The organism is Pseudomonas sp. Y39-6, assembly GCF_023651955.1.
GTDB lineage: Bacteria > Pseudomonadota > Gammaproteobacteria > Pseudomonadales > Pseudomonadaceae > Aquipseudomonas > Aquipseudomonas veronii.
In genome coordinates this window covers 2,274,695-2,286,795 of record NZ_CP069594.1, presented here as the reverse complement: position 1 = coordinate 2,286,795, position 12,101 = coordinate 2,274,695, and the positions used below count along the sequence as shown (strand labels likewise).

At 59.5% G+C, this 12,101-nt stretch carries 8 protein-coding genes; 2 read left to right on the top strand and 6 right to left on the bottom strand.

From position 1 onward, the window contains the following. Nucleotides 1-11: 11 nt before the first annotated feature. From JN756_RS10535 to JN756_RS10510, 6 genes are all read right to left on the bottom strand, one after another. Nucleotides 12-1,703, bottom strand: coding sequence for a ShlB/FhaC/HecB family hemolysin secretion/activation protein (locus JN756_RS10535; protein ID WP_201022082.1), 1,692 nt, complete (start codon nucleotides 1,701-1,703; stop codon nucleotides 12-14). Between the two features lie 324 nt (nucleotides 1,704-2,027). Continuing rightward, the gene (locus JN756_RS10530; RefSeq protein ID WP_201022081.1) at nucleotides 2,028-3,701 is read right to left on the bottom strand and encodes a methyl-accepting chemotaxis protein; all 1,674 of its coding nucleotides are present in this window, start codon (nucleotides 3,699-3,701) and stop codon (nucleotides 2,028-2,030) included. An 81-nt stretch (nucleotides 3,702-3,782) separates the two neighbouring features. Further along, nucleotides 3,783-5,036, bottom strand: coding sequence for an OprD family porin (locus JN756_RS10525; protein ID WP_201022080.1), 1,254 nt, complete (start codon nucleotides 5,034-5,036; stop codon nucleotides 3,783-3,785). Between the two features lie 91 nt (nucleotides 5,037-5,127). Continuing rightward, nucleotides 5,128-6,432 (bottom strand): CitMHS family transporter, encoded by a 1,305-nt coding sequence (locus tag JN756_RS10520; protein ID WP_046384113.1) that lies wholly within the window; start codon nucleotides 6,430-6,432, stop codon nucleotides 5,128-5,130. A gap of 129 nt (nucleotides 6,433-6,561) precedes the next feature. Continuing rightward, nucleotides 6,562-7,893 (bottom strand): dicarboxylate/amino acid:cation symporter, encoded by a 1,332-nt coding sequence (locus JN756_RS10515; protein WP_128192052.1) that lies wholly within the window; start codon nucleotides 7,891-7,893, stop codon nucleotides 6,562-6,564. A gap of 44 nt (nucleotides 7,894-7,937) precedes the next feature. After that, nucleotides 7,938-9,020 (bottom strand): 4-oxalomesaconate tautomerase, encoded by a 1,083-nt coding sequence (locus JN756_RS10510; protein WP_128192053.1) that lies wholly within the window; start codon nucleotides 9,018-9,020, stop codon nucleotides 7,938-7,940. 167 nt (nucleotides 9,021-9,187) lie between these two features. Here JN756_RS10510 and JN756_RS10505 point away from each other — a divergent pair, with 167 nt between their 5' ends. Both JN756_RS10505 and JN756_RS10500 read left to right on the top strand, forming a co-directional pair. Next, a complete protein-coding gene (locus tag JN756_RS10505; RefSeq protein WP_017846929.1) occupies nucleotides 9,188-10,078 on the top strand; it encodes a LysR family transcriptional regulator in 891 nt (296 codons plus the stop codon). Nucleotides 10,079-10,253: 175 nt separating this feature from the next. Further along, nucleotides 10,254-12,077 (top strand): glycoside hydrolase family 15 protein, encoded by a 1,824-nt coding sequence (locus JN756_RS10500; protein WP_201022079.1) that lies wholly within the window; start codon nucleotides 10,254-10,256, stop codon nucleotides 12,075-12,077. Nucleotides 12,078-12,101 lie beyond the last annotated feature (24 nt).

Sequence of the window (12,101 nt, the reverse complement as noted above, 5' to 3'; positions counted from 1 at the left end):
AGGCGAAAAAGTTAGAGGAAGAAATCCAGACGGAAATAGATCGGCGCCTCACGCTCGGTGATCGCGTCGGGTCGTTCCAGGGAGTGCGCAAAGGTCACGGTGGCGGCCACGTTGGGGCCGCGGGCAAACAACTCCAGCGCGTCACTGGTCATGCGCCCGTGCTGGTCAGGGTTGTACCGCCCGTGGCTGATCACGCCCTGGTCATAGCCAATGCTGCTGCCGTACTCGGCAAACACGGTGTGCATCCAGTTCCAGGTCACCGGGCGTGTCCAGCGCAGGTCGTTGCGCCAGTAACCACCGCTGTCACCGGTGAGGGACTGGTCCTGGTAGCCGCGAATCGACGACAGACCGCCAAGGCTGGTGCGTTGTGGGCTGAACAGCACGTCTTCACTGTGTTGCCCGGTCATCAGGCTGCTGAAACTGAATGACTCATCGCCCAGCTTGAACGGCTGCAAATAGCTGAGGGTGGCGGTGTATTTGCGGTAGCGCGCGTCGGGCTGGCCGGCTTTGACGTCACGATTGCTTTGGGCATCGAAGGCGCCGATACCGTCTTGCATGCCCAGGTCGACGTTGAGAAAACCCCCGCCGATGCGCCGGCCATGGTTGATGCCGAACTGGGCTTCGCTGATGCGGTTGCTGCTCAGCGCCAGCTTGCTGTCTTCGATGTAGTTGTGGGTGCTGAGGTACGACACGCCACTGCTCAGCGAGGTTTTGCTCACGGCATCGCGATAGATCACACGCTCAAGACGTAGTTGGTGGTTCTGGCTGTCGCCGCTTTGCTTGAAGCTGAAACCGTTGGCTTGGGCCAGGGAGCGGTATTCACTTTCGTTGTAGCTGTAGGTGAGGTTCCACCAACCGAACGGCAGGTTGTAATTGAGCATCGCGTTACGCGAATTCTTACTGGTATCACTGACCACATCGTGCCCGGCGCGCAGGGAGAGTTGATCGGACAGCCCCAGCGGGTTGTCCCAGTCCAAGCTCGTACCCGCCTGTTGGCGACCGGTGCTGCGCTGGCCGTCGTTGCCGTAGGACAAACCGGCACGCCAGGGCTTTTGCGGGGTGTTCTTGACCAATACTTCGCTGCCGCCAACTTCCTTGCCCGGCGCCAGTTCCATCTGCGCCTGGTTCGATGGCAGGCGGTTGAGCTGATCAACCATCTGCTCGATTTCCCGCAGGTTGAGCAACTCCCCCGACCTGCCCGGAAACACCTGGGCCAACTGGCGCTCGGAAAAGCCACTGCCATCGGCGCCCTTCAAGCCTTCGAGCCGGCCTTCCACCACTTGGACCTTCAAGATGCCGCTGGACAGATCCTGTTGCGGCAAATAGGCACGGCTGGTGACCAGGCCTTTTTCGATGTAGCGCTCGGTGATGACTTTAAGCAGAGCATTGAGCTGCGCTACGCCCAGGCATTGGCCAATATAGGGTGCCAGCAGGCGTTCGCGTTCGCTAGCGGAAAGCGCGTCTGCCCCCGTGAGTTCGATGGTCTTGATTAGGAAACAACGACTGTCAACCGGGGCTTCAGGCGCCACCGGTGATGGGGTTTTGCCGGGTAATTCCTTGAGTTGGTCGAGGCGCTGGCGTTGTTCTTCGAGGAGGCGGTCCTGACGGTCGCGAATCAGGTCGGTGTCGCCGGGATTGGATGCAGCTTCAGCCATGAATGAGGCAGCAACCCCCGCCAACGCCAGCACCCCAAAGGCACTCATCCTGAGTTTTGAGCCGTACATAAACACCCCAATGAAGGATGGCTAAGAGCCATCATTTCCGGGAATGCTATTCTGACAATGTATTGGCGTCAATTTGTCAAACATGAAACTTTTACAACATGCTACAAGCCAATTTTTTGGCTAAGCAATTAAATATCATTACAAAGTAATATAAGTATTTGATAAAAATGAATTTATAGAAATTCACACAAGCGTGATTTTTCTTAAGAGAAGGGCCTTTTTTCATGATTTTCATTATTGCGTGAGAAAGTGATCACGCATGATGTCGATGCAGGCCACCCTATCGTCCCCTGCAGGGAGGCCTCAGATTCTGAATTGCCCCAGCAAGCCTTGCAGGCGGCTGCCGATCGCATACAACTCATCGACGGTCTGGACGCCCTGTTGCGTCTGGTTGGCAACCGCGTCGATGGCGCGTGCGATCTGATGCACTCCGCGGTTGATCTCTTCAGCCACCGCGGTTTGCTCCTCCGCGGCACTTGCGATTTGCGCGTTCATTGCATTGATCGTGGCGATCAGCTCGACCGTGTTGCCCAGAAACTCACCCGCCTGGTCGGCCTCGGCGTTAGCGCCCTGGGCGGCTTCGGTGGATTGGTGCATGGCCGTGACCACCCCGCCGGTAGCGCTCTCCAGACGCTCGACCATCGCTTGGATTTCCTGGGTACTGCGCTGAGTGCGACTGGCTAACGCCCTCACTTCATCGGCAACCACGGCAAACCCGCGCCCGGCCGCACCGGCACGCGCGGCTTCGATGGCTGCATTGAGGGCTAAAAGGTTGGTCTGTTCGGCAATCGAGCGAATGACGTCCAGCACGGTGACGATAGACGTCACGTCGTTTTGCAGATTCTGCATCGACAGGCCACTCTCATCCAGCTCGACCGTCAGTGCCTGAATGCGCGCAATACTGCCGTTGACGATCTGCCTGGCGTGACGGGACTGCCTGTCGGTCTCGACCGCTGCGTTTGCCGCATTGTGCGCGCTGGCCGAGACTTCCTGCGCCGCCGATGACATCTGGTTTATCGCCGCAGCCACTTGGTCGGTTTCCAGGCGCTGCCGCTCCATGGCCCGGTCAATCTGCCGGCTCTGCTCGGCCACATGGCTGACAGACCCGGTCAACTGTTCGCTCATCGCGACGATCTGGCTGACCAGGCTGTGAATCTTTTCGATAAAGGCATTGAACGAACCGGCCAGTTGCCCCAGTTCGTCGCGACTCACAAGCGGCAGCCGCCGCGTCAGATCCCCCTCGCCCGCGGCGATTTCATCGAGGTGAGTGCGGATCAAGGTCAAGGGCCGTAAGCTGCGCTTGACCAGCAGAAGCGCGAGTGCCCCGATGATGCCGATCAGCGCGGCAGCGATAAGCGCAATGCTGAGCATCAAGTGGTGTATGCGCAGCTCGACATCGGCCCGCACGTTGGCGACCTGGGTTTCAATGCTGTCCAGATTGACCGCGGTGACGACAACCATGTCCCACTTGGGCAAATAGAAACTGTAAGCGAGCTTGGGCACCACCTTATCGGTGTTGACGACCCCACCCGAATAGGTAACGAAGTGCGTTTGGTTTTTGGCCGCTTCGACCATCTCGCGGTTCAGGTACTTCCCGTTGATGTCTTTGCGATCACTCATGTTGGTGCCGACGCCTTCGCTGCTGTCACCGCGAAACAGGCGCACGACCTGACTGTCATAGCCGATGAAATACCCGTCATCGCCATACTTCACGCTGGACAGTCGGCTGATTGCCAAGGCTCGCCCGGAAAGGTCCCCGGCAGCCGCCCGCTCATACAGTTCGGTGATGGACGTCTGAGCGATGCTCGCGTAATCCTTGAGTCGGGTGCGGCTTTCCTCGAGCAGCCGCTCGCGGGTCTGTGCGACCTCCTGCTCGGCCTGGGCCTGCAACGTGCTGCGCGCGCTCAACCCTAAAACCAGCGCAAACAACAGCACCGGCAATAAGGTCAGCAACAGTATTTTGGTTTTGAACGACATTATTTGATTCCTTCACCCCGATCCTATGAAGCCGCCGATGCAAAAGCGGCCCGCGAATGTCGCGTGGCCGCGAGCAGTGGATCACCAGAGCGCGATGTCGTAGGTGAAGTAGATCCGATTACTGTCACGACCACGGGAGAAATCCGAGCGGTAGACGTAATTGCGCAGCTTCACTCCCAGGCCTTTGAAGGTGCCTTGCTGCACCACGTAGGCCAGTTCGGCATCGCGTTCCCATTCCTTGACCGTGGTGTTGGACTTACCGTCGTTACCGCTCAGGTAACGCGTGGAAAAGGTCAGGCCAGGGACACCCAGGGCGGCGAAGTTGAAGCCGTAGTTGAGCATCCAGGTCTTCTCGTCTTCTTCGATGAACTTACCGATACCGGCGTTACTGAACGAATAGACGGTCGCGCCACTGATGTATGGCAACCCGGCATCCCCGCTGAGGGTCTGATACCCGCCACCGAAGGTATGCCCGGCAATGGCGTAGGACAGTTGCCCACTGAGCATGTTGTTATCGATCTTGCCGCCGTAGGCAGAGCCGCTATCGACACTGTTGAAGTAGCGCAAATCACTGCTCAGCACGCCGCCGCCCAAGGGTAGATCGTGCTGGATGCCGGCAAAATGCTGCCGGTAGAAGTTCTCCAGTTCGCCGTAGAAGTAACTCAGGCGAATGTTTTTCCCCAGCTTGTATTCTCCGCCGGCATAACTGAAGTCCCCGGATTCAGCGCCGCTATAGCCGTCGGGCACAATCGGCATGCTGTCGGTGGAGTCACGCAGCTTGAATCGATCGAGGTGGCCCCCGGTGAGGCTGAGGTTCTCGATGTCGAGGCTGTTGATCTGTGCGCCTTGGTAGGTTTGCGGCATCAGACGCGCATCGTTGTAGATCAGTACCGGTGTCTTGGGCAGCAAGGTCCCGTATTTGAGCGTGGTCTTGGCCAGTCGGGCCTTGGCGGTCATGCCCAGGCTGGCGAACTCGTCGGCCGCACGCCCGTCAGCGTGAACCGGCAACAAGCCTGTACCGCTGCGGCCACGTCCAGAGTCGAGCTTGACCCCGAGCAGGCCCAGGGCATCCACCCCAAACCCAACGGTGCCTGGGGTGAATCCCGACTGGTAATCCAGCAGGAATCCCTGGGCCCATTCGGTGCGTTCGCTCTTGGCGGTCCTGGCCGATCGGGCACTCAAGCCATGCTCGTCGCGAAAGTTTTCATTGAAATAGACATTGCGCAATTGCAGCTTGAGCTTGCTGTCATCGATAAATCCTTCGGCGCTGGCACTGGCCAGCGGCAACAAACCAAGCAGTGAAAACAGCACCCGTTGGGTATGTACAGTGTTCATAGCAAACTACTCATTGTTGTTATTTGGCGTGCAGGAAATCGCGCGCCTCGCGGGTGAGGCGCGTCGGTGAAAAACAGGAGGTTGGGTTGAATCAGGTGAAGAGACTGATCGCCCCGGTCAACAAAGCCAGCACCGTGATGACCAATGAGGTGAGCACGGCCCACTTGACGGTGGCTTTCTGGAAATCGCCGATGTCGCGATCGACCATCCCGACCAACAACAGGGTCGAGGCGACCAACGGGCTCATCAGATGCACCGGTTGCCCCAGAATCGATGCGCGGGCGATCTCCAGCGGATCAATGCCGTAGGCCGCGGCGGCGTTGGCCAGGATAGGCACCACGCCGAAGTAGTAGGCATCGTTGGACAGGACGAACGTCAGCGGCATGCTGGTAACGGCCACGACCAGCGGGAACAGGTGCCCCCAGGACGGCGGAATCCAGTCAACCAGTGTCTGCGCGAGAGAATCGACCATCTTCGTGCCAGAGAAAATCCCGGCAAAGATGCCCGCGGCAAACACCAACAATACGACCGTCATGGCGTTGCCCGAATGGGCAAGGATGCGTTCCTTCTGAATGTCCAGTTGCGGATAGTTGATCATCAGCGCCAGGACGAACCCGATCAGGAACAGGATCGCGGAATGCATGATCCCCATCACCAGCGCGACCATCACCGCGATGACCAGCAGCAGGTTGACGTAGGCCAGTTTCGGGCGCTTGTGCGGCGTGTCCTCGAGTATTGCGTTGATGTAGCAGTTACCGCCGCCGCTCTCCAGTTGAATGTTACCGATGCGCTTGCGCTCGGCGCGGCCCAGCAGGAACGCGGTGAACACCACCCACATCGCGCCGCCGATCATGGTCGGCAGCAAGGGTACGAAGTAGGCCCCGGCATCCAGGCCCAGTGCCGCAATCGCGCGGGTCGCGGGCCCTCCCCAGGGGGTCATGCCGCTCATGATGCTCAGCGAAAGCATGGAAATGGTCGCCAGAATCATCGGGTTCATGCCGATGCGCTTATACAGCGGAAGCATGGCTGCGCAGGTGATCATGTAGGTGGTGGTGCCGTCACCGTCCAATGCCACCACCAGCGAAAGCAACGCGGTGCCGACAGCGATTTTCATCGGGTCGCCGTTGACGCGCTTGAGGATCTTGCGAATCAGCGGGTCAAACAGGCCGGCGTCGATCATCAAGCCGAAAAACAGGATCGCAAACAGCAGGAGCGCGGCCGACGGTGCGACCATTTTCAAGCCGTCGAGCATCATCTTGCCTGTAGTGCCGCCGAAGCCGCCAATCACGGCAAACACTATCGGAACCAGCGTCAGGGCGACAATCGGCGACAGCCGTTTAGTCATTATCAGGAAGGTGAAAACCACCACCATGGCCAAGCCAAGCAATGCGAGCATAAGTCAGTTCTCTTGTTCTTATAAGTAACGGGGCCGACGCACAGGCGCACGAGTCCGCGCCCGCCAGTTGTGCCTGGCGGGGAGTGTTTATTTGAGGTGTTTAAGGTGTCTGGGCGCAGCCGCGACCGGTCAGACGCGGTCCGTGACCGTCACACCATCCCAGTCCGGGTTCTGGGCCTGGGCCGAGATGGCAATGGGGGAAGGTTTGCCGTCCAGCGTCCGCATCAGTACTTCGCGATCGCAGGCATTTTCCGAGAGGGACATCACCACGGTCGCCACCGCATTACTGGCCAGGCTGGTCAAGGCCCGGGCTTCCGACATGAAGCGGTCGATACCGATCAGCAGGGCAAGGCCGGCCAAGGGAATGTCGTGAATGACCGTCAACGTTGACGCCAGTGCGACAAAACCGGAGCCGGTGACACCGGCGGCGCCTTTCGAGGACAGCAGCATGATTGCCAGCATGGTCACGGTCTGGGTCAGGCTCAGGTCGATGTTGCAGGCCTGGGCAATGAACACCGCCGCCAGCGAGAGGTAGATCGCCGTACCGTCGAGGTTGAACGAGTAACCCGTGGGCAGCACCAGCCCGACCACGCCTTTGTTGCAACCCAGGGCCTGGAGTTTTTCCAACATCCGCGGCATTACCGGCTCGGTGGACGACGTGCCGAGGACCACCAGGAATTCTTCGCGCAAGTAGCGCAGCAACTTCCACAGACTGAAGCCATGCGCGCGGCAAATACTCCCCAGCACCACAAACACGAAGAATGCGCAGGCGATGTACAGCGTCATGATCAGCTTGGCCAACGAGCCCAACGAGGTAATGCCGTACTGCCCGACCGTGAACGCCAAGGCCCCAAAGGCACCGATCGGCGCAAAGCGCATCAGGTAGGAGAAGATCTTGAAGACCATGTGCGAAGCGGACTCCAGTACATCCAGTAGCGGCTTGCCGCGCTCGCCAATGGCCGAAAGCGCAAACCCGCACAGCACCGCAATGAATAGAACCGGCAGCACCTCACCTTTATTGAAAGCACCGATGAACGTGTCGGGGATGATGTGCATGAAAAACTCGACCACGCCCAGCTTCGCCGCAGAATCGGTGTAGTGCGACAGCCCCTTGGTGCTCAATTGGGTAGGGTCGATGTTCATGCCCACACCGGGCTTGAACAGATAGACCGCCACCAGGCCGATGATCAGACTGATCACGGTCAGGCCCAGGAACAGCAACAGGGTCTTGCTCAACAAACGCCCGAGGGAGCGCTTGTCGCTCATGCCGGCGATACCGGTGACGATGGTGCAGAACACCACGGGAGCGATCATCATCTTGATCAGCTTGATGAAGGCATCACCCAGCGGCTTCAAGGCTATGGCCTGTTCTGACCAGAAATGCCCGACCAGCACGCCCAACAGCACGGCGAAGAGAATCTGGACGTAGAGCGATTTTACAAACTTCATGGCATCACCCATTTTTAGAATTGTGCTGATGCAGAAACGACAATGACTAAAGGACGTTATCCGGCAAGTCGTTGGGAAGCCGCGGCGTAGACATAACCGGAGAACAGCCTGCGCGATGTTCGCACTACCGAAGCGCGAATTGTCTCACCCTGAGCACCGGTGTAGGACAGTACAACGTCTATTGCGCCACTGGGATGTTCAATTCGAACGTGTTTCAAGCGCGGCTCACTCACCCCGCCAAGCAATTGAGCAATCACGCTGCCTTCACTGACACAAGCAGTGGCCAAGCCGATAGAGCCGGTAATCGCCAGTGCCCGGTGGCAGTTGTGCGGCATGAAATAGCGCACCTGAAAGGTGCCGCCCGCCTTGGCCGGCGACACCAGTACGGGCTTGGGGATCACTTTATCACTGACGTCGCCCAACCCCATGGCCAGGCCGGCTTGCAGCCGCAGAGACTCCAGGCGCCCCAGGAAGGCTTTGTCGGCATCCAGTTCAGCAGGGCTTTCGTCCCCACGTTTACCCAATTGGCCAGCCTCGATGATCATCATCGGCATCGCCATGTCGATGCAGGTCATCGGGACACCGTCGATCAGGTCCTGAGTCTGCCCCGTCGGGAACAGCTTACCGGTTTTGCTGCCCGCGGCATCCAGGAAGGTCAGTTGCACGGGAGCGGCAGTCCCCGGCACGCCATCAATGGCGGTGTCGCCTTCGTAGCTGACGGTCCCCTCGGGAGTGTGTACGTCTGCGTTCACAAACGTCCCCGTGTTGAGGTTGCGAATACGCACACGCGTCAGGCCTTTAGACGCCTTGACCAGCCCCTGCTCGACCGCAAACGGGCCAACGGCGCAAAGCATATTGCCGCAATTGGGCGCGGTATCGACTCGACGCTGGGAAACCATGACCTGCACGAACAAATAGTCGACATCCGCGTCCGGGTGCAGCGATGGGCTGACGATGGCGACCTTGCTGGTTTGCGGGCTCCCACCGCCAATGCCGTCAATTTCCAGCTCATGGCCGGAGCCCATCAGGTTGAGCAGCAGCTCATCACGCTGTTCGATCGCATCAGGCAGGTCCCAGGCGAGAAATACTGGCCCCTTGGACGTACCGCCGCGCATAAGCACACAAGGAATTCGTTGCATGACCACTGACTCTTATTGATCAATCGGGTTGATTAATGCTCTTGAGGCAAGAGTCGCAGGCTTTAAAAAATGTTTCCAATGCAAATATCAGCCTGATTATTGCGTTTAACGAATGACAAACCTAGGATGATTGAACGCCGCCGCCCTCCTCCATCGAGTTATAAAAAATGCAATATGAGCTAAATGACATACGATCGTTCGTTAAAATCGCCGAACTCGGGAGCTTCCACGAGGCTGCCGATGCATTGCACCTGTCCCAGCCGGCGCTGAGCCGGAGGATGAAAAAACTGGAGGAAGGCTTGGGAACAGCCCTTCTCGATCGCACCACCAGAAGGGTGAGTCTCACGAGCGTTGGTCGGGACTTTCTACCCAAGGCACGCCGCCTACTGGACGACTTCGACGACTCGATACTCAACATCCGAGAGCTGGCAGAGCGACAGAGCGGACGGGTCACCCTTGCCTGCATCCCGACCGCAGCTTTCTACTTCCTGCCTTCGGTCATCCGCCTCTATAACGAGCGCTATCCGCAAATCCGTATCCGCCTGCTCGATCTCAGCGCCAACGAAGGCCTGGAGGCCGTGCTGCGCGGAGAAGCCGACTTCGGCATCAACATGATGAGCGGCCAGCACCCCGACATAGAATTTGTGCCATTGGTCGACGAGCCTTTTGTATTGGCATGTCGACGCGATCATGAACTGGCGGAACGTAGCGCGGTGACCTGGTCTGAACTCAGCAACTACCGCTTGATCGGCGTCGGACGCCTGAGCGGCAACCGGATGTTGCTCGATCATGCGTTATCGGGCTTGAGCTGGCGCCCGCAGTGGTTCTATGAGGTGCAACACCTTTCGACGTCGCTGGGCCTGGTGGAAGCCGGCCTCGGCGTCTCGGCCGTGCCGAGCCTGGCGATGCCTGCCGTGGATCATCCGACGTTGGTCAGCATCCCGTTGATAGAGCCCATTGTGAACCGTTCATTGGGACTGGTTTACCGTCGTGGAGCCTCGTTATCCCCAGCGGCGGAGAAATTTGTTTCGATTCTGCTTGAGCAATGGGAGAAGTGAATGGGTTCTGCTGGCGAGCGGTGTGTCATTTACCGCGAGCGCCAGCCAAGTTGTGGTGTTTTTCGGTGAACTTGTGCCCTGCCCCGCCAGTCAGCTAACTGAACGCAACTCAACGGTGGGTAACGGATGCATCTCTCGCGGCAGCAACAAGTAGCCCTGGTGACCGGCGGCGGCAATGGTTGATTTCAAGCACGAGCCACAGAGCGCCATCGACGCCCACGGCATCATCGGCGACATGCGCAGCGCCGCCCTGGTGAACGACAAGGGCAGCGTCGACTTTTTCTGCTGGCCGGAATTCGACAGCCCGTCGATCTTCTGCGCGCTGCTCGACACGCCCGACGCCGGCATTTTCCAGCTCACGCCAGACCTGCCCAACGCCCGCCGCGAACAGATCTACCTGCCCGACACCAACGTGCTGCAGACCCGCTGGCTCAGCGATGACGCCGTGGTGGAAATCACTGACCTGTTGACCATCGGTGAGGAGGACGACCTGCCCCTGTTGATTCGCCGCGTGCGTGCGGTCAGCGGCCAGGTGACGATCCACCTGCGCTGCGCCGTGCGTCATGACTATGCGCGCGCGCCCACCCACGCCAGCCTCGACAACGGCACGGTGTGTTTCGCCGCCCACGGCCAGCCCGCTCTGCGCTTGTCGAGCAGCCACGCACTGCAGGTCGAAGACAACGCCGCAGTGGCCAGCTTCGTCCTGGCCCAGGAGGAAGGCGCCGAATTCGTCCTCGGCGGGCAGGACGACCCGCGCGTCGACAGCAGCTGCACCGACCTGGCGTTGACGCACACCGTGGCGTTCTGGCGCGGCTGGATTGCGCAATCGAACTACCGCGGGCGCTGGCGCGAAATGGTCAACCGCTCGGCCCTGGCCTTGAAGCTTTTGACCTCGCGCAAACATGGCGCAATCATCGCCGCCGCCACCTTCGGCCTGCCCGAATCGCCCGGCGGCGAGCGCAACTGGGACTACCGTTACACCTGGATCCGTGACGCCTCGTTCACGGTCTACGCGTTCATGCGCCTGGGGTTTGTCGACGAAGCCAACCACTACATGCGTTGGCTCAGAGGGCGGGTCAGCGACTGCAGCGACCAGCCCGTCAAGATCAACATCCTGTATGGCATCGATGGCCGCCAGCAACTGCCCGAAACTCAGCTGACGCACTTGCGCGGGCATGGCGGCGCGACGCCGGTGCGTATCGGCAATGAGGCGTTCGACCAGGTCCAACTGGACATCTACGGCGAGTTGATGGACGCGATTTATCTGGTCAACAAATACGGCGAAGCCATTTCCCACGACGGCTGGAAACACACGGTCGAACTCGCGGATCAGGTCTGTGATATCTGGAACCGCAAAGACGTGGGTATCTGGGAAATGCGTGGCGAGCAGCACCACTTCCTGCACTCGCGGCTGATGTGCTGGGTGGCGCTGGACCGTGCGATCCGCCTGGCGTCCAAACGCTCGCTGCCGGCGCCGTTCGCGCGCTGGGACCAGACGCGCCAGGCGATCTACGCGGATATCTGGGGCAATTTCTGGAACGAAGAACGCGGGCACTTTGTGCAGCATACCGGCAGCACCGCGCTGGACGGCTCGATGCTGCTCATGCCGCTGGTGCGCTTCGTCGCCGCCACCGACCCGCGCTGGCTCTCGACGCTGGCAGCGATCCAGAAAAGCCTGGTGCGCGACGGTATGGTCTATCGCTATCGCAACGACGACAGCCGGATCGACGGCCTGTCAGGCACCGAAGGCGCGTTTGCCGCCTGCTCGTTCTGGTACGTCGAATGCCTGGCCCGCGCCGGGCAGGTCGAAAAGGCGCATCTGGAGTTTGAGCAGTTGCTGCGCTACGCCAACCCGCTGGGGTTGTACGCCGAAGAGTTCGACAACCAGGCGCGCCACCTGGGCAATACGCCGCAGGCGTTGAGCCATTTGGCACTGATCAGCGCGGCAACGTTTCTGGACCGCAAGTTGAGCGGCGCGAAGACGGTGTGGCAGCCTTGAACGCTACTCGTCGAGGGTCAGCGA

Bases quoted from the DNA above. Each gene is read 5' to 3' on its own strand.
- JN756_RS10535 (WP_201022082.1), bottom strand. From the start codon at position 1,703: ATGAGTGCCTTTGGGGTGCTGGCGTTGGCGGGGGTTGCTGCCTCATTC.
- JN756_RS10530 (WP_201022081.1), bottom strand. From the start codon at position 3,701: ATGTCGTTCAAAACCAAAATACTGTTGCTGACCTTATTGCCGGTGCTG.
- JN756_RS10525 (WP_201022080.1), bottom strand. From the start codon at position 5,036: ATGAACACTGTACATACCCAACGGGTGCTGTTTTCACTGCTTGGTTTG.
- JN756_RS10520 (WP_046384113.1), bottom strand. From the start codon at position 6,432: ATGCTCGCATTGCTTGGCTTGGCCATGGTGGTGGTTTTCACCTTCCTG.
- JN756_RS10515 (WP_128192052.1), bottom strand. From the start codon at position 7,893: ATGGGTGATGCCATGAAGTTTGTAAAATCGCTCTACGTCCAGATTCTC.
- JN756_RS10510 (WP_128192053.1), bottom strand. From the start codon at position 9,020: ATGCAACGAATTCCTTGTGTGCTTATGCGCGGCGGTACGTCCAAGGGG.
- JN756_RS10505 (WP_017846929.1), top strand. From the start codon at position 9,188: ATGCAATATGAGCTAAATGACATACGATCGTTCGTTAAAATCGCCGAA.
- JN756_RS10500 (WP_201022079.1), top strand. From the start codon at position 10,254: ATGGTTGATTTCAAGCACGAGCCACAGAGCGCCATCGACGCCCACGGC.